Genomic DNA, 19,231 nt, shown 5'->3' with positions numbered 1-19,231 from the left:
TATATGATAATGTCTATCATTTACAATTACCTTTTTGGACTTCTTTGCTATGAAATTACTATTTAAACCAGCCAAAACTTTAGGTGCAAGCCTTTTACTAGCCTCGGCGTTTATGGCTCAACCAGTATTAGCTAACGGCCCTATTGGCGAGCATGTTAATCATCTTCAAGCTAACCTTAAAAGTTACGCAGAAGAAGTAGAATGGATGGTAGGCAAAGTTGATACCATGGTAAGCGACTACGACACTAAAGGCGCAAAATCTGTAAAAACTGATGATTTAATTGAATATTGGGAATCAGTTAAGTTTCACAGCGCAATAGAAACTAACTTTGTACCAGTATACGCTTCTATTTGGCAGGGTCTTTATGGCGTAAAAATGGCCATTGATAATAAAGAGCCTGCTGAGGAAGTTCGTAAACAGCAAAAAGCGATGAACATAGCCTTGTGGCAAGGCCTTGGGGCTGTTAAGCTTGCTGCAAAATTCCAGCAAAAAGGCTTGTTAGACACTGTAAAAGCAACCGCTACAAAAGAAATGACACAAAGTGCCACAATTGATGAAATTAAGCACAAATTAGACCGTGTAGTAGCTAAATTTGCTGAGCGTTTACGAGACGAAGCAACTGAAATTGTTCACGATACTTATCTGCACCTGTTTGAAGGCGTTGAAGGTACACTTATTGAACAAGATGCAAAACTAGTTGAAGTGCTGGAAAAAGACTTTAACGTAACACTGCCACAAGCCATTAAAAACAGCAAAAGCGTAGACGAAGTACGCGATGTGATCAGTGACATGCAAACCAAATTAGACCGCGCTAAGGTTTTAATAGAAAAAGCCGAAAAAGCCCGTAAGGATGTATTTTAAGTGAAGCGTAGGACCTTTATTCAAGGCCTAGCTGCGTTAGGGGTGGTTGGCTCATTGCCACTGCCTCTTTCTCGTGCGCTAGCCGCTGATATAGCAAACCCTGTTTCTGTTGACGATTTACCAAAGCTTAAAGGCGAGTTAACGCTTTATTTAGGCCGAGGCGAAGGTGGTTTGTATGAAAACGTATTACAAGCAATCCAGAAAAAAAATCCAGACTTTAAACTCGGTATACGCCGAGGTCCTACTGCTGCTTTAGCAAATACGATTGTTGCAGAAGCTAAAGCCGGCGTTCGCCGCGCTGATTTATTTTGGGCGGTTGATTCAGGCGCAATTGGTTTAGTAACCGATGCAGGCCTTGCACAACCTATCCCGGGTGATTTATCTGCTCAGTTACAACCACAGTTTAGATATAAAGAGTGGGCACCAGTAACTGGCCGTATTCGTACATTGCCATATAACACGTCGCGTTTGACCAAAGATCAAATTCCAACAAGTATTATGGAAATTGCCGACAGCGATTTAAGTATTGGCTGGGCGCCCGCCTACGCTTCTTTTCAATCGTTTGTAACCGCAATGCGAATCTTAGAAGGCGATGACAAAACCGCTAAGTGGCTTAAAAAGGTTCAAAAACGTGCTAAAACATACGCCGGCGAGCTAGGTGTTGTTATGGGCGTTGAGCGCGGTGAAGTTGATATTGGTTTTGCAAATCACTATTACACTTTGCGTTTAAAATCAGGTAAGCCTGATGCCAAGCTAGATTTAGCATTTACACAAAATGATGCGGGCTGTTTAGTTAATGCATCGGGTGTATTAGCGCTTAACGACGATCCGCTTGCAACTAACTTTATGCGTTACTTACTAAGTAAAGAAGTACAAGGTTACTTAGCCAGTGAAGCGTACGAAATTCCGTTAGTAAATGGTATTACCCAACCTGAGGGTTTACCGTCACTTGCTAATATTTCTCCACCTAAAGTAGATTTAACACAGCTAGCTGATTTACGCCCTACTATAGATTTGATGCGAAGCAGCGGCGTATTGTAATGAAAATACCTGCCTCTTATCCAATGGCGCTGCTTGCAGCGCTTGTTGCGCTTACCCCTGTTTATGTATTAATTGTGCTTGCAAGTGATGCAAGCTCAGTGTTTGACACCCACAATCTTCAAATTTTAGGTAACACGTTATCGTTAATGGGTTTAACGGTACTCGGATCTATTTTAATTGGTGTGCCACTGGCGTTTATTAGCGCGTATGTGCATTTACCATTTAAAAAGCTCTGGCTGGTTGTATTTGCAGCCCCACTGGCAATTCCCAGTTATATTGGCGCATTTACCCTCTATGCTGCTTTTGGCCCCGGTGGCGAAATAAATACCTTAACAGGAATAGAAACACCATCTATGTATGGCCTAACAGGTGCCGCCATTGTAATGACGCTTTATACCTTCCCGTTTGTAATGATGACAACTCGCTCATCCTTACTAAGCCTTGACGCAAGCATGGTTAACGCTGCGCGTACGCTGGGCATGTCGATGACGCAAAGTATATTCAAAGTGATATTACCGCGCGTAGTTAACGGTATTGCAGCAGGCTCATTGTTAGTCGCGCTTTATACGTTATCTGACTTTGGTACGCCCGCAATGATGCGCTTAGATACCTTTACTCGCGTAATTTATGTTGAATACAACGCCTTTGCGTTAGGACGCGCTGCAATGCTTTCGCTTCAACTGATGGTTATTGTTGGCTTTTTACTTTTAGTTGAATCACAAATAAAAACAGCACCTGAGCGCCATGGTCGCCCGTTAATTTTATTTCCAAGTAAATTACAATTAAGTGCGATGTTTGTTACGTTTGCACCTGTTTTACTACTCGCTATTGGCTTGCCTTTGGCTATATTTTCGCTTTGGTTAGCTCGCGATGGTTTTAGCTCATTTGATTTTAATATTGCATGGAACTCTACGTATGCATCGGGTATTGCGGCAATTGTAGCTGTTATCGTTGCGATCCCTGTTGCACATGCCGCACTGAGTGGAAAAGCGGGTCGTATAATGGAGCGTGTTACTTACTTTGGTTTTGGTATACCGGGCATAGTAATGGGCACAGCGCTTGTTTACGGTGGTTTGCAGTTACCGTTTTTATATCAAACACTGGGATTGCTTATTATTGCTTATATGCTGCGATTTTTACCACTTGCTGTAGGCTCTGTTAGAACAAGCACTGAACACTTAGATCCAAGCTTAGTGAAGTCTGCCCGCGTATTAGGGGCAAGCCCACGTGAAGTATTTACTCGCATAACACTACCTTTAACTATGCGCGGTATTATTGCCGGTGCAGCACTGGTGTTTTTAGAGTCAATGCGCGAACTCGAAGCCACGCTACTACTTGGTCCAACAGGGTTTGAAACCCTCTCTACTTATTTATGGCGTGTATACGAAGCGGGCTATTTTGGTCGCGCCGCGATTCCTGGGTTATTGTTAGTAGTGATATCTGCCTGCGGGTTAGCTATTATGATGTCTGGCGAAAAACGCGACCAGTTTGAACATTAAGGATTTAAGAAACAATGCTATCTGTAAGTCAGTTGTCTATAGATTATGGCAGTAACCGCGTAGTAAGCGATTTAAACTTTTCGCTGGGTGAAAACGAAATCCTTATGCTTGTAGGGCCAACAGGTTGTGGTAAAAGTACAATTTTACAAGCCCTTGCTGGCCTTATACCTATTAGCGAAGGCGAAATAAACACGGGTAAATGGCGCGCTACACCCAAATTAACAATACCTCCTGAAAAACGCAGTGTAGGTATGGTTTTTCAAGATTTTGCGTTATTTCCGCACTTAACCGTACAGCAAAACATTTGCTTTAGATTAAAAGATACAGCCCCTGCTGAGTATTGGATAAACCTACTTGGGTTGAGCGATTTTAGAGATAAAAAACCAGCAACGCTTTCTGGCGGACAAAAGCAACGCGTTGCACTTGCGCGTACCCTTGCCCACCAACCTGACTTTGTATTACTTGATGAGCCGCTTTCAAACTTAGATGCTGCCCTTAAAGACATGCTTCGTTGGGATATTAGAAACGCACTTAAAGCCGCTGGCGTACCTGCTATTTGGGTAACACACGACCAAGAAGAAGCACTCTCCGTTGGCGATCGTGTTGGTGTGCTTAAAGGCGGCAAAATTCAGCAAATCGATACACCCGAGCGCTGTTTTAGTACCCCAAACAATCGCTTTGTGGCACGCTTTTTAGGTGAAGCCAGCTTTATTAGCGGCCAATTTAACCAAGGACAAGCCACTACCTCAATTGGTAATGCGCCCGCTCATGGCGTTGACTGTGAAAGTGGCGACGTTGATGTACTACTTCGACCAGACGATGTATTACTTGTACAAAGCAGTGTTGGCAATAACGGCGAAGTAATTTGGGTACGTTTTGAAGGTGGCAGCCGCTTGTGCGCTGTAAAACTTGCGTGTTCTACGGTTGTAACTAGCAGAGTAAGCCATGAAGTTGTGGTAAACCCAGGCGATGAAGTGCACGTATCACTAAGCACATCGCACCCATTAGCGGTTTATAAACGAAAAGCTTAACTACCTTGTAACTTACATAAACCAAAAAAGCCCATATATGGGCTTTTTAATAGGTATTGCTATGTATGTTACTAACTAAACTCGAAGCACTACCACTCAAACATGTAGGCCATTTTACTTATGGTTTTTAACGGCACATTATGTGAGTTTCGTTTAGCGTATAGGTGCTGCATAGCTTTGTCTTTTACTTCACCCACTATCACTTCTTTTACTTGATAACCTAAAGCAACGGCAGCTTGAGAGTAAGCTATAAATTCCCACTTTTTAATATTGGTGTTATCTACAATCACCAATGGAATGCCTTGAGCAAGTGCATTTATAAAGCGCGCCAAATTTAAATTATGAAATTGTGGTAACTTAAATTTATCGAAATGATATTCGCCCTGCTCATTATTAAAGTAATCATCAGTTGAGCAAATTAGATACTGACTTTCGTCGGCTCCACCTAATTCGTCAGCAAGGCTTTGCGCGTAGTAAGACTTACCACTTCCTGGTAGTCCTCGTAAAATAAAAACTTGTTTCATAGCATCGATTTTTTAAGGGTGAATAAATATTAATTTAGTTTGGATGTTAATAATGCCACAAAATCATTAAATTTCAGAGCAACAAATCATAATAGTGGCAATTAAACTCTAAAAACTGTTTAAAAATAAACCGCATGCATAAAAACTTTTAAAGAGTTGCCCACAATAGTTTTTTTATTTAACTTTACTAGGTAAGATACAGGGTTCAAGTGCAGCGCCGTTTATGTGCAATTTATGCCCGCGTGTTGCGCACAGTTAAAATAAAATAGTTAGGCAACTTATATCATTGGAGTGAAGATGAGCCATTTAGCGATTTCAGAGCTATTAAAAGGCAATGTTGCGGTAGACAGCCAAGTAACAATTAAAGGCTGGATCCGTACTCGCCGCGATTCAAAAGCAGGAATTTCATTTTTAGCCGTTCATGACGGTTCGTGTTTTGATCCTATTCAAGCGGTAGTTCCTAATTCACTGAATAATTATGATGAAGTTACTAGCTTAACAGCCGGTTGTTCTGTGTCGGTTACTGGTGTTTTAGTTCAATCTGCTGGCCAGGGTCAATCTTACGAAATTCAAGCTAACTCAGTGACTGTGTTAGGTTGGGTAGAAAACCCAGATTCATACCCAATGTCGGCAAAGCGCCACAGCATTGAGTACTTACGTGAGCACGCTCACCTTCGCCCTCGTACAAATATGATTGGCGCGGTAACTCGTGTACGCAACTGTTTAGCACAAGCTATTCACCGTTTTTACCACGAGCAAGGCTTTTACTGGATCAGCACGCCAATCATTACGGCAAGTGACTGTGAAGGCGCTGGCGAAATGTTCCGTGTATCTACGCTTGATATGCAAAACTTACCGCTTACAGATAAAGGCGATGTTGATTACAGCGAAGATTTCTTCGGTAAAGAAGCATTCCTTACTGTATCTGGTCAGTTAAATGGCGAAACTTACGCGTCTGCAATGTCAAAAATTTATACATTTGGCCCTACATTCCGCGCAGAGAATTCAAATACATCTCGCCACCTTGCAGAATTTTGGATGGTAGAGCCTGAAGTAGCGTTTGCAGATTTAGAAGACATAGCAAAACTTGCTGAAAACATGCTTAAGTATGTGTTTAAAGCCGTACTTGAAGAGCGCCGTGATGACATGGAATTTTTTGCACAACGTGTAGAAAAAACCGCAATTACACGTTTAGAAGAGTTTGTAGATAAAGACTTTGCACAAGTTGACTACACAGACGCTGTAGAAATCCTTAAAAACTGTGGCAAAAAGTTTGAGTACGCTGTTGAATGGGGCGTAGATTTACAGTCTGAGCACGAGCGTTACTTAGCTGAAGAGCACTTTAAAGCACCGGTAGTTATTAAAAACTACCCACGTGATATTAAAGCATTCTACATGCGCCAAAACGAAGACGGTAAAACCGTTGCCGCAATGGACGTTGTAGCACCTGGTATTGGTGAGATCATTGGCGGTTCACAACGTGAAGAACGCCTTGATGTGCTTGATGCACGCTTAGAAGAAATGGGCTTAAACAAAGAAGATTACAGCTGGTACCGCGATTTACGTAAATACGGTAGCGTGCCACATTCAGGCTTTGGTTTAGGCTTTGAACGCTTAGTTGCTTACGTAACAGGTATGGGCAACGTACGTGACGTTATTGCCTTCCCTCGTACTAAAGGCAGCGCAACTTACTAATACTAAGTTAGCCGTAAAAACCAGCCAATTGGCTGGTTTTTTTGTGTCTTGAATTAACCGTATAAAAAAGCCGCAGCACTCAATGAGCACCACGGCTTTCAACCAGAATAAGTTTGTTTATTTAAAGGCTATAAAGCACTCTCTAACTGTGGCAGTACTTCAAACAAATCAGCCACTAACCCGTAATCTGCAACTTGAAAAATAGGTGCGTCTGGGTCTTTATTAATCGCGACGATTACTTTTGAATCTTTCATGCCGGCTAAATGCTGAATAGCACCGCTGATACCTACTGCAATATATAAGTTAGGCGCTACAATTTTACCTGTTTGCCCTACTTGCATGTCGTTAGGTACAAAGCCCGCATCAACTGCAGCGCGCGATGCACCAATAGCTGCACCTAGTTTATCGGCAATACCATTAAGTAATGCAAAGTTTTCGCCGTTTTGCATACCGCGACCACCCGATATGACCACACTAGCTGCTGTAAGCTCAGGGCGTTCTGATTCTGTTTGCTCAACACTTACAAAGCTGCTTAATTGCGAATCTGATACTGTATCAATATTTGTTATAGCAGCGGCTGATTGCTCACCTTGTAAATCGAAGCTACTGGCACGTACGGTAATTACTTTTTTACTGTCGAGTGATTTAACCGTGGCGATTGCATTACCTGCATAAATTGGACGTTTAAATGTATCGGCGTCCACTACTGCGATAATTTCAGAAATTTGCGCAACATCTAATAGCGCGGCAACACGTGGCATAAAGTTTTTGCCCGTTGTAGTAGCACTTGCAACAATGTGGCTGTAGTTGTCGCTAATTGATAAAACTAAATCGCTCATGCTCTCAGCTAACTGATGTTCATAAACGCTATTATCGGCAACTAAAACATTAGCTACGCCATCAATGCTGGCAACTTGTGAGCTCATTGCGCTTAAGTTGTTACCTGCAATTAGTACATCAATAGAAAAACCCATTTTTACTGCGGCGTTAATAGTTTTTGAGGTTTCTGGTTTTAAGGCACCGTTGTCGTGCTCTGCAATTACGAGTGTTTTCATTTAAATCACCTTTGCCTCTGTTTTTAATTTTTCTACAAGCTGCGCTACGTCTTCAACAATAATTCCTGCGGTGCGTTTAGCTGGCTCTTCTACACTTATTAATTGCATACGCGGTGTTAAATCAACACCAAGCGAATCTGCTGCTATTACTTCAAGCGGCTTACGTTTGGCTTTCATAATATTTGGCAGTGATGCATAGCGAGGCTCATTCAAGCGTAAATCAGTTGTAACAACCGCCGGTAAGTTAAGTGCTACCGTTTGCAGCCCGCCATCAACTTCGCGTGTTACGTTTACTTTGCCATTTTCAATAACTACTTTTGATGCAAATGTACCCTGCCCGCGATTAGTTAATGCAGCAAGCATTTGACCTGTTTGATTATTATCTGAGTCAATTGACTGCTTACCTAAAATGACAAGTTCAGGCGTTTCTTGCTCTACAATTTTAGCGAGTAACTTTGCAATATGAAGTGACTCGAGCTTTTCATCGGTTTCGATGTGAATGGCTTTGTCAGCGCCCAATGCTAATGCTGTGCGTAATTGTTCTTGTGATGCTTTTGGACCAATAGTTACGGCAACCACTTCAGTGGCGGTACCGGCTTCTTTAAGGCGAATTGCTTCTTCTATAGCAATCTCACAAAAAGGGTTCATTGCCATTTTAACGTTGGTTAAATCAACGTCGCTGTTATCACTTTTAACGCGTGCTTTTACGTTGTAATCAATCACTCTTTTTATTGGTACGAGAACTTTCATAGGAACTCCATAATTATTTAAACCTACAAGGTAACGTGCACGTCAACCTATTTATTTTATGAAATTAGACTACTTCCTGTTGACGTAAACGTCAACCTAAAATAACCTTTAACTATTCACAGTCTGTAACGTTTAATTTGCAAGGTTATAAATAGGCTGTACACCTTATTTAAATGCGTAGTAAACATTCAAATAAGTCCGTCATAGATAAAGAGGTTATTATGGTCGAACGTGAAACCATGGAATTTGATGTAGTAATTGTTGGTGCAGGCCCTGCTGGGCTTTCAAGTGCAATTAAACTCGCGCAATTAGCACAAGAAAAACAACAAGAGTGCATGATTTGCGTAGTCGAAAAAGGTTCCGAAGTAGGTGCACATGTACTCTCTGGTGCTGTTTTTGAAACCAAAGCTTTGGATGAACTACTACCTAATTGGCAAGAGCTTGGCGCACCGGTTACAACCAAAGTAACTAACGATGAAATTTATTGGTTTAATAACGAGCAAAAAGCGACATCAATCCCCTACTTTGCTACACCAAAAACATTTCATAATGATGGTAACTACATTGTATCTATGGGCAATGTATGTCGATGGCTTGCAGAGCAAGCTGAGAGCTTAGGCGTAGAGATATTTCCAGGATTTAGCGCACACGCTTTAATAATTGAAGATGAAGCAGTAAAAGGCATTATTACTGGCGATATGGGTGTAGACAAAGATGGTAATGAAAAAGACGGTTACATGCCAGGCATGGAGCTTCGTGCAAAATACACTATTTTTGCCGAAGGTTGCCGAGGTCATTTAGGTAAGCAGCTAATTAATGAGTTTGCACTTGATGCAGATTCATCGCCGCAGCATTACGGTTTAGGCTTTAAAGAAATTTGGCAAATTGATGAAAGTAAGCATGAGCTTGGCAAAGTTGTTCATGGTACAGGTTGGCCACTTAGCGGCGATACTAATGGTGGTGCATTTATGTATCACAGTGAAAACAACCAAGTTGTTGTGGGTTTAATTGTTGATTTAAATTACTCAAACCCTCATTTAAGCCCGTTCGATGAGTTTCAGCGAATGAAGCACCATCCAGTATTTAAAAACGTACTTGAAGGCGCTGAACGTGTTGCTTACGGTGCGCGTGCTATTGCTAAGGGCGGTTTACATTCATTACCAAAAATGCATTTTGCAGGTGGCCTACTTGTAGGATGCGATGCAGGCACACTTAATTTTGCAAAAATTAAAGGTAATCACACTGCAATGAAATCGGGAATGGTTGCCGCTGAAGTTATTTTTGAAGCATTGCAAAATGAGTTGGCAAATACCGATTTAACTTATTATCAAACTGCGTTTGAGCAATCGTGGGCATATAAAGAGTTATATCAATCTCGTAACTTTGGCCCTGCAATGCACAAGCTCGGTAAATTTTTAGGTGGTGCGTATAACACGCTTGATCAAAATATTTTTAATGGCGGTTTACCGTTTACATTTAAAGATAATACGCCCGATCACTCTACCCTTGTTGATGCTAACGCCGCTGACAAAATTGCGTATCCAAAACCAGATGGACACCTTAGCTTTGATAAACTCTCAAGTGTGTTTTTATCAAATACTAACCACGAAGAATCACAGCCGTGTCATTTAAAGCTTAAAGATGCGTCAATTCCTATTAACGTAAATTTAGTTAAATTTGATGAACCCGCACAACGTTATTGCCCAGCAGGCGTTTACGAAGTACAAGAAATTGCAGGCAATAAAGAGTTTGTTATTAATGCCCAAAACTGTGTGCACTGTAAAACCTGCGATATTAAAGACCCAAGCCAAAACATTACATGGGTAACACCTGAAGGTGCAGGTGGGCCAAATTATCCTAATATGTAACTAAATTATGCGCTGTATAGCTATATAACTACGTTTTTTACATATAAATTATAAACATATCCTAAATTGCAGGGGCTTCGGCCCCTTTTTTACGTTATGCTAATAGTAGTTTTAATAATAAGAGTGTTATTTATGCCGTCGTCAAAAGTTATTTTTCGTTTTTTAGCAGAGCCTACTGATGTTAATTTTGGTGGTAAAGTTCATGGTGGGGCCGTCATGAAGTGGATTGACCAAGCAGGTTATGCGTGCGCTGCAGGTTGGAGTGGTCATTACTGCGTAACTGTTTCGGTTGCGGGTGTTAAATTTAGACGCCCTATTTTAGTGGGTCAAATAGTCGAAGTAGAAGCTAAAATTGCCCATACGGGTAGAAGTAGCATGCAAATATTTATTCAAGTTAGGTGTGGCGATCCAAAAACGCAAAATATGGTTGAAACAAACCATTGTGTTATCAGCTTTATTGCAATGGATGAAACGGGCTACCCAATAGAAGTGCCTTCGTTTAAAGCAGTGACCGATGAAGACATTAAATTAGAAAATTACGCTATAAAAATGAAAGAAATAGCAATTGAAACAGAAAACTTACTTCACGAAGTCTAATTAGTAATTTAAATAAAGTAAGGCTATGTAAAAAACTCATTATACTTTGTAAAACATACAACTTATTTTAGAGTACACGATTACACAAAAGTTCACTTTGATTATAAAACACGCTAAATAATGTAAAAACCAATACAAAAGAACTAATTATGGCGTGTTTTTAATCCATTTTAATATTGGCACGCTCGCTGCAAGTAAGTAATTGAAGTTTGATTAATGAAATCAAGCATTTGATTATTTTTTGTAAAGGAGCTATTCAATGATTAAAACACTTTCTCTTTCAGCTATTGCACTAGCAACACTGGGTTTTAACTCTGCAGCACACGCTGACATTTCTGATTTCGATTCTCCACGTATTTATACTGGTATCGGTTACGGTCAATATTCTTTTGAATTTGAAGACAGTGACAACGACACTGACTTTGACGACGATGCACAAATGCTTAAAGGCTATATTGGTACTCAGTTTAACGAATACCTAAGCTTAGAACTTGCTTATCAAAACTTTGATGAAGTAAGTGATATAGACAGCAAAGCTGAAATTGATGGCGTATCGCTTGCCGCACGTTTGGGCTACCCAATAACAGAAAGCTTTTCGGTATATGCAAAAGGCGGTTGGCTTGAGTGGGATGCAGATTACACACAAGATTTACCAGTAGGCGGTGTAACAGCTTCTACAGATGGTGGTGATGCGTTTTATGGTGCGGGTATTGAATACGCACTTACAACAAATGTACAATTTCGTTTAGAGTACGAACGCTACAAACTTGATGACGATATTGATCCAGATATGGATGTAGCATCTGTATCAGTTCAGTACATGTTTTAATTAATATTTAACATGTATAAAAGGTAAGCCTAAGGGCTTACCTTTTTTGTTTCAGGCTCTTTTTAATTGATACACTCATATAAACCATTCAGTCTAATTAAAGATTTAAACCGAGCGGTTTATAAGTAATAAACTTTCTTACCTTAATGCGATAAAGACTAAATGCGGGTAGAATAGCGCTCTATTTTATTTGTACCCGAGTACTATGAGCGATTACACCATTTCGGCTATTGGCCACATTGAATCTCCTTATAAACAAAAGTTTGCTATACCTAGGCAACCGCGTTTAGTGCCCCAAGCTAAAGCAAAGCTTATTTTTGCACCTGATTTTAATCGCGAAGAATTTGTACGCGGGCTCGATGAATTTACTCATATTTGGTTGCTATTTCGTTTTCATGAAACAGCTGATAAAGGTTATTCTGCTATGGTACGCCCTCCACGATTAGGTGGTAATGAGCGAAAAGGCGTATTCGCTACCCGCGCTACATTTAGACCCAACGCGATTGGAATGAGCGCTGTAAAACTTGAAGGCATTGAATATAAAAACGGACAGCTTAGCTTATTACTTGCTGGGATTGATTTACTTGATGGCACACCAATCATTGATATAAAACCGTATTTGCCTTATTCAGACTCAATGCCCGATGCAAGCGCTGGCTTTGCTGACACGCGCCCTGAAACACAAATGACGGTTGAATTTAGCCCTCAGGCAATTGAGTTCGTTAATGCCCAATCACAATACCCAGACTTACATGATTTTATAGCCAATGTTTTAAAACAAGATCCTCGCCCTGCTTATAAAAAACAAAAAGAAGAAATGCAAAGCTACGGGATGACTCTCTATGACTTTAATATTCGCTGGCAGGTTAATAATGCACATAACTTAGTAACAAGCATAGAAAAAACCTAAATAACTCACTTAGCGCTTTAGTGTAAAAGCATCCGCTGGTAAACTTAAGCTCTATTAAAAGAATATAATTACTCTATTTCGGAAAAAACATGCGTACAAGCCAATATATACTCGCAACACTTAAAGAAACGCCTTCAGATGCTGAAATTGTATCGCATCAGTTAATGCTTAGAGCCGGTATGATCCGTCGCGTCGCTTCGGGTTTATACACTTGGTTACCCTCTGGTTTACGCGTGCTACGTAAAGTAGAAAACATTGTACGTGAAGAAATGGACAAAGCTGGCGCCATTGAAATGCTAATGCCTGTTATTCAACCTGCTGATTTGTGGGAAGAGTCTGGTCGTTGGAATGAATTTGGTCCTGAGCTTATGCGCTTTACAGACCGTCATAACCGTACGTTTGCACTTGGCCCAACACACGAAGAAGTTATTACAGATTTTGTTCGTAAAGAAATAAGCAGCTACAAACAACTACCGGTTACTTTATACCAAGTACAAACTAAAGTACGCGACGAACGTCGTCCCCGTTTTGGTGTAATGCGTGCTCGTGAATTTACAATGAAAGATGCCTACTCTTTTCACTTAAGTGAAGAGTGTTTAGATGCAACTTATCAAGCAATGCACAAAGCATACTGTAACATTTTTGAGCGTTTAGGCCTTGATTACCGCCCTGTTATAGCCGATACAGGCTCTATTGGTGGTAGCGTATCGCATGAGTTTCATGTACTTGCTGAGTCGGGCGAAGATGCAATTGCATTTAGTGATGGCAGTGATTACGCCGCTAACATTGAAAAAGCTGAAGCACTGGCACCTATTGAAGCTCGCCCTGAAGCATCAAAAGAGCTTAAAGCGTTTCCAACACCTGACGCTAAAACTATTAACGAGCTTAAAAAACACTACGGTGTTAAGCCACATCGCGGTGTTAAAACGTTAATTGTTTATGGTACGCCTGATGAAAATGAAGTACGTGGTTTAGTTGCCTTAGTACTTCGTGGCGATCACGAATTAAATGAACTAAAAGCTGAAAAACACCCATTAGTAGACTCTCCGCTTGAAATGGCAACAGAGGCGGATATTGTTGCTGCTATTGGCGCAAAGCCTGGCTCATTAGGCCCTGTTGGCTTATCAATGCCTATTATTGTTGATAGAACAGCTAACATACTTGCTGATTTTGTTGCCGGTGCAAATAAAGACGACGAGCATTACAGCGGTATTAACTGGGATCGTGACGTAACTGATTACGACGTTGCTGATATTCGTAATATTGTTGAAGGCGATATGAGCCCATGTGGTGAAGGTACTTTGCAAATTAAACGCGGTATTGAAGTTGGGCATATTTTCCAACTTGGCACTAAATACTCAGAAGCCATGAAAGCCGGCGTGTTAAACGAAGGTGGTAAAAACCAAACAATGACTATGGGTTGTTACGGTATTGGTGTTTCACGTATTGTTGCCGCTGCAATTGAGCAGAACAACGATCAATACGGGATCATTTGGCCAAAATCAATCGCGCCATTCGATTTAGCAATTGTTCCAATGAACATGCACAAATCGCATCGTATTCCTGATATTGCAAATAACCTTTACCAAGGTTTAAAAGATGCAGGTCTTGATGTGTTATTTGATGATCGTAAAGAGCGCCCTGGCGTTATGTTTAATGACATGGAGCTAATCGGTGTGCCATTTACGCTAGTAATTGGTGAGCGTAACCTTGACGAGAATAAAGTTGAGCTTAAAAACCGCCGTACAGGTGAAAAGCTAATGATTGATATCGACACAGCAATTGATGCAATTAAAGCAGCCGTTAAAGGTTAATAACACCCACGCTTAGAGCAGACTATAAGGCCGCATTTAAAATGCGGCCTTTTTTATGCGCAATTAATAGCAATGCGTACTGGTAGCTGATCATCGACTCACCTTTCCTAGGGCGTATTGATCTCGTGGATCGAAATTCGCTCAATCTAGGGACGATTTAATCGCAGCGCGAAGTTTGTAACCTAGTAGACTCGATAACTGCTCCTGCGTTATTCTACTGACTTACATCCATTAAAAAGCCGAGCAAGGCTTCCGCGTCCTGCTTACGGCCCTTACCGACATCTATGTAGGCAACAAAGAGCTAATAGTCCCTTAAGAACTCAAAGGGCAGCGCATGTTTGGCATTTATACTGCGTTATCGCCTATTTATGGGGAATAACCACGCTACATATGCTCTTCCTTGCCTAAAACCAAACAGCCTGCTGTAAAATCAATCACGAAAGGTCAACACGCCCTAGCTCTATATAAGTATTTTAATTGCATGACTTTGTATAAATTGTCATAGAGGCTTCGCTAAAGTGTCTCATAAGTGTCATTGGGTTTATCTACAGTGTTAACTATTACACTATGGATAACGGGCATGACAAACAATCAACAGCGTAAGAAACAACACTACCCTACTATTTGGATATCAGATGTTCATTTAGGTTACAAAGACTGTAAAGCCGATTATTTGCTCGATTTTTTAAACTCGGTAGAATCCGACACACTTTATTTAGTGGGTGATATTATTGATTTATGGTCGATGAAAAGACAGTTTTATTGGCACCCTTCGCATTATCAAGTATTGAGCTGTATACAACAAAAAGCAGTTAATGGTACACGCATCATTTATATACCCGGTAATCATGACGAAACGTTTAGGAACTATATAAATCAAACGTTATTTGGTATTGAAATCCACCAGCAGTTTATTCACACCACTAAAGCTAATAAACGTTTTTTACTCGTACACGGTGATGATTTTGATTCCGCGACACGCTATAACAAACTTATTAGTATCGCGGGCGATGCAGGATACGACTTTTTATTATTTTTAAACCGCTGGACCAATCGTATTCGAAAGCTATTTGGTGGTAATTACTACTCGCTTGCATCATGGATAAAAGCTCGCGTACACAAAGCACGTGAAGCAATTAAAGCCTTCGAAGATGCCGCAATTCATGAAGCTAAAAAGCAAAACGTAGACGGTATTATTTGTGGACACATTCATCATCCCAAAATAAAAATTGATGACGGAATTATGTATTGTAACGATGGAGATTGGATTGAGAGCTGTACAGCGCTAGTAGAGCAGCAAGATGGAAAAATTGAATTACTACATTGGTCAGACACACAATCCGTACTCGATAGCGCCGACATAACAAAGTTAAATATATCGACGGATGCTAAACCAAAAAAATCAGCTGCATAAGCAGCTTATTCACAATTAATAACTATTAACTTAGCCAGGTGATTAACTTATCTTTTAGCGTTCTTGGCTTGATTGGTTTAGTAATATAGTCGTTCATGCCTGCAGTTAAACAACGCTCTCTATCACCTTCCATCGCGCTTGCTGTCATCGCAATAATAGGAATGTGTGTGTAATCGACTCCGGCTTTACTATTTCTGATTTCACTTGTTGTATCGTACCCATTTAGATTAGGCATTTGGCAGTCCATTAAAATTACATCAAAGGATTGTTCTGTGTTTTCTCTCAATGCTTCTAATGCTTCTACGCCATCTGATGCACAGGTGATTTTTACTTTAGTTCGTTTTAAAATCGCCTTAGCTACTTCAATGTTTATCATATTATCGTCTACTAATAATATATGATAAGCAGAAAGGTCAGGATCTACTTGTTCTTCTGTTAAGCCTTTGGGTGGCGCTATAATACAGTCATTACTAGCACCAAATAAGCTTGCTAATTTATAGCTGAATTGATCTTGGGTAAGAGGTTTATTTAAAATATGGCTACCTTCAGGTAACACCATTTTAGTTGGTTTATCGGTCACCATGTCGCGTAAAATTAAAACATACTTTTTATTAAACTGTTTACAGTAATTAATAAGGGCATCAATTTGAGGGTGCTCATCATCAATCAATAATAAGTCAGCCTCAAACTCTTTATGCTCACTAAAGTAGTCGAGTCTTATAATGTTTTCTGCATTTACTTTACAAGTTAATAGCAATAAATCGCACACATTTTGATAGACATTATCGCGCGCTATTAATGCAGCTACGCTAATGCTAGTAGCAAGTTCAATACCTGTGTTTAGTTTTTTCTCTTGTGCGACGTGTAGCTCAACCGTTGCTGTAAATGTACTACCAACGCCCTTTTCACTTATAACAGTGATATTACCACCCATTAACTGAGCGAGCTTTTTACATATAGATAAACCTAAGCCTGTACCACCAAAGTGGCGGGTTGTGCTTGAGTCTTCTTGTGTAAACACTTCAAATAGTTTGTCTATGTTCTCTGGTGCTATACCAATACCAGTGTCTTTTATTGTAAAGCTCATTAATAACTTTGAGTCGGTAATGTACTTAGAACCAATTGTTAGACTTACTTCACCTCGGTGAGTGAATTTAAAAGCATTATTAACTAAGTTAATTAAAATTTGTTTAAGGCGATGGCTGTCGCCAATAACCATTCTGTCTACTACATCTTTAGTATCTAAAAATACTTCAAGACCTTTGCGCTGGCCCTGTAACGCTAAAGAGCTAATCATATCGCTACATACTGTAACAACATCAAATGTATGATTATCAATATCAAGCTTACCCGCTTCTATTTTCGAAAAATCGAGAATATCGTTAATCAAGTTCATCAGTGAGTTAGCACTGCTGTTGGCTAGTTTTAGGTAATGATATTGTTGTTCACTTAAGCCATCTTCTTTGAGCATTTCAAGCATACCCAAAACGCCATTCATCGGTGTACGTATTTCGTGGGATATATTTGCTACAAAATCACTTTTTGCTTGGCTTGCTGCTAATGCTTGATCAATTGCGCGCTCTAGCTCAACAGTCCTTTGTGATACTTTTAGCTCCAAAGTACTGTTCAAACCTTCAAGCTCTGATTGAGTGTTTTTTAACGAGCTAATATTTCTTAAAATAGCCGCTACTTGATAACGGTTATTGTATACATCAAAAATACTGCTGAGCGTAATTGAAAAGTATTGTTTATTGCCATAACCATCTGTGTAAATAGCTTCAAACGGCATTTTTGACCCGTTTGAAATTGTCTCTTCTATACAGTTGTTATCGACTTCATTTAAGTTAAATAAAGAGACAAAGTCAGGACTAACACCTGTAATTGAAGTACCAAAAACCTCTTTAGCCGTGCTGTTAAAGTGAACAATTTCGCCAGTTTGCTCAATTGTAAAAATAGCATCCAGTGAGTTTTCAATTACTTTATTATTTTGCTCTTTTAACGAATTAATTAACAATTTACGGTTGATGAAACGTTGGTATAAAAAGGCAATAATTAAAAATATACCAAAAAAAATGAGTAGCATAACAATAAAGTTTTGACGTCTTTCACTAACCTTTGCTAACAACGTTTTAGTATTAACACTTACACCAAGCTCTAAAGGTAACATCGCAATATCACCCTCAAGCGAAATACGTTTTTTTAATGTATAAGCAATTGGGTAATTACTTAGCGGTAAAGTACCTTGCTCTAGCATTGTGGTTGCAGCGGAAAATTCTTCAGTCCACGTTTTCGCTTTATTAAATTCAAATCCGAAGCGCAGTTGAGAGTTTGGATGATATAGAAATTCACCTTCATTATTCATGAGGTAAATGTGTGTTCCATCTGGCGATTCAACCGTTAAACTTTTTATTAATTTATCAGCAAAGTAGTTAGTGACTAATATTGCAAATATCTTATTTTTTTCATCAAAAACAGGCTTAGCTACACGAAAAGTACTTATATAGGGTTCTTGTATCTGCCCATTTTCACGGTTGTAATTAATAGGAGAAATATAAACACTTTTATTATCGAGCATGCTCGCTTTTATCATGTAATCGCGTTGACCTTTTTTTTGTAATTGCAGGCCTTGCAGTCGATTAATTTCCCCTAGCTGGTTTCGATCAACCCTAACAACTTCTTGCCCACCATCTGCGAGAATAATATAGCGAGCCTGAAGTATGCTGTCATCTGTGCGCATAAAACCACTAAAAATGCTCGCTAAGCGTTCTTCCCAAACGTCAATGTGCGTGCCTAACAAGGGATCAATTTTCTTGTTTTCAGTGGCGCGAGTAATACCTTTAATCGGGGGGGTAGCGTCTAAAAAGCGAATAGCGGTAACACTATCTTTGAGATGGTTTTTTAGTGAAAGGCTTTTTGTTTCAAGCTCACGTTTTAATTCTATTTGAGCTGAATGGTAAACGTCACTTCTTACTTTTTGATCGAACATATATAGAGAAGGCAAAGCTATAAGAACAAATATTATTGTTGCAACGAGCATTAATTTATTATTTTTTGTTACATTCAACAAAATTTTTCTTTTTAGCATTTACCTTCACCATAAATTTTTATTGTTATTAGTATAGAGCATTAACGAAAGAATTGGACCATCTAACTAATCAGTTATCGCTATAATTTTTATAATAAAAAGACTAAATCATTAGTTTTATTTAAAGCTCACTCTCTATATGAATTGTAAATGAATAAGCGTCCCCATATTGACTCACGCAATTTATAAAATAGTTGTTTCAACCGATTATCTTTTTAAAATATAAAAGGTAGCCATTGCTACCTTTTATATATTTT

15 protein-coding genes are annotated in these 19,231 nt (G+C 39.7%); 11 read left to right on the top strand and 4 right to left on the bottom strand.

What is annotated here, in order from left to right; all coding sequences use genetic code 11:
* The first annotated feature begins 49 nt into the window (after window positions 1-49).
* The 4 genes from I6E69_RS07585 to I6E69_RS07570 are packed head-to-tail and all read left to right on the top strand — an operon-like array spanning window position 50 to window position 4,433.
* On the top strand, window positions 50-862 hold the full coding sequence (locus tag I6E69_RS07585) for a hypothetical protein (RefSeq protein WP_193226447.1): 813 nt from the start codon (window positions 50-52) through the stop codon (window positions 860-862).
* Window positions 863-1,903, top strand: coding sequence for an extracellular solute-binding protein (locus I6E69_RS07580; protein WP_039487939.1), 1,041 nt, complete (start codon window positions 863-865; stop codon window positions 1,901-1,903).
* The gene (locus I6E69_RS07575; RefSeq protein ID WP_197120951.1) at window positions 1,903-3,402 is read left to right on the top strand and encodes an iron ABC transporter permease; all 1,500 of its coding nucleotides are present in this window, start codon (window positions 1,903-1,905) and stop codon (window positions 3,400-3,402) included. Before I6E69_RS07580 ends, I6E69_RS07575 begins: the two co-directional genes overlap by 1 nt.
* A 14-nt stretch (window positions 3,403-3,416) precedes the next feature.
* Window positions 3,417-4,433 (top strand): ABC transporter ATP-binding protein, encoded by a 1,017-nt coding sequence (locus tag I6E69_RS07570; protein WP_197120950.1) that lies wholly within the window; start codon window positions 3,417-3,419, stop codon window positions 4,431-4,433.
* An 89-nt stretch (window positions 4,434-4,522) separates the two neighbouring features.
* On the opposite strand, the gene I6E69_RS07565 is transcribed toward I6E69_RS07570, so the two are convergent.
* Window positions 4,523-4,957: an ATP-binding protein gene (locus I6E69_RS07565; RefSeq protein ID WP_002961231.1), complete on the bottom strand. Its 435-nt coding sequence runs from the start codon at window positions 4,955-4,957 to the stop codon at window positions 4,523-4,525.
* A gap of 297 nt (window positions 4,958-5,254) precedes the next feature.
* Between I6E69_RS07565 and asnS the strand changes: the two genes are divergently transcribed.
* Complete coding sequence (gene asnS / locus I6E69_RS07560) at window positions 5,255-6,652, top strand: asparagine--tRNA ligase (protein ID WP_002961230.1); 1,398 nt, start codon at window positions 5,255-5,257, stop codon at window positions 6,650-6,652.
* A gap of 128 nt (window positions 6,653-6,780) precedes the next feature.
* Here the strand turns inward: asnS and I6E69_RS07555 are convergent, their stop codons facing one another.
* Window positions 6,781-7,707, bottom strand: coding sequence for an electron transfer flavoprotein subunit alpha/FixB family protein (locus tag I6E69_RS07555; RefSeq protein ID WP_002961229.1), 927 nt, complete (start codon window positions 7,705-7,707; stop codon window positions 6,781-6,783).
* Window positions 7,708-8,457, bottom strand: coding sequence for an electron transfer flavoprotein subunit beta/FixA family protein (locus tag I6E69_RS07550; RefSeq protein ID WP_182715514.1), 750 nt, complete (start codon window positions 8,455-8,457; stop codon window positions 7,708-7,710). It lies immediately after the preceding gene.
* 221 nt (window positions 8,458-8,678) lie between these two features.
* Between I6E69_RS07550 and I6E69_RS07545 the strand changes: the two genes are divergently transcribed.
* The 6 genes from I6E69_RS07545 (at window position 8,679) to I6E69_RS07520 (ending at window position 15,889) form a co-directional block, all read left to right on the top strand.
* Complete coding sequence (locus I6E69_RS07545) at window positions 8,679-10,325, top strand: electron transfer flavoprotein-ubiquinone oxidoreductase (RefSeq protein ID WP_197120949.1); 1,647 nt, start codon at window positions 8,679-8,681, stop codon at window positions 10,323-10,325.
* A 132-nt stretch (window positions 10,326-10,457) separates the two neighbouring features.
* Window positions 10,458-10,922, top strand: coding sequence for an acyl-CoA thioesterase (locus tag I6E69_RS07540; RefSeq protein WP_002961226.1), 465 nt, complete (start codon window positions 10,458-10,460; stop codon window positions 10,920-10,922).
* A 259-nt stretch (window positions 10,923-11,181) separates the two neighbouring features.
* Window positions 11,182-11,751 (top strand): outer membrane beta-barrel protein, encoded by a 570-nt coding sequence (locus I6E69_RS07535; RefSeq protein ID WP_002961225.1) that lies wholly within the window; start codon window positions 11,182-11,184, stop codon window positions 11,749-11,751.
* A 205-nt stretch (window positions 11,752-11,956) separates the two neighbouring features.
* On the top strand, window positions 11,957-12,661 hold the full coding sequence (tsaA, locus tag I6E69_RS07530) for a tRNA (N6-threonylcarbamoyladenosine(37)-N6)-methyltransferase TrmO (RefSeq protein ID WP_197120948.1): 705 nt from the start codon (window positions 11,957-11,959) through the stop codon (window positions 12,659-12,661).
* Between the two features lie 89 nt (window positions 12,662-12,750).
* A complete protein-coding gene (locus I6E69_RS07525) occupies window positions 12,751-14,475 on the top strand; it encodes a proline--tRNA ligase (RefSeq protein ID WP_024599556.1) in 1,725 nt (574 codons plus the stop codon).
* A gap of 580 nt (window positions 14,476-15,055) precedes the next feature.
* Entirely contained in the window at window positions 15,056-15,889 is an 834-nt protein-coding gene (locus I6E69_RS07520) for a UDP-2,3-diacylglucosamine diphosphatase (protein WP_197120947.1), read from the top strand.
* Between the two features lie 25 nt (window positions 15,890-15,914).
* Here the strand turns inward: I6E69_RS07520 and I6E69_RS07515 are convergent, their stop codons facing one another.
* The gene (locus I6E69_RS07515; protein ID WP_197120946.1) at window positions 15,915-18,974 is read right to left on the bottom strand and encodes an ATP-binding protein; all 3,060 of its coding nucleotides are present in this window, start codon (window positions 18,972-18,974) and stop codon (window positions 15,915-15,917) included.
* Between the last annotated feature and the right edge of the window lie 257 nt (window positions 18,975-19,231).

Source organism: Pseudoalteromonas sp. NZS100 (assembly GCF_015864815.1).
Classification (GTDB): domain Bacteria; phylum Pseudomonadota; class Gammaproteobacteria; order Enterobacterales; family Alteromonadaceae; genus Pseudoalteromonas; species Pseudoalteromonas distincta.
This window is presented reverse-complemented; position numbering and strand designations above follow the sequence as displayed.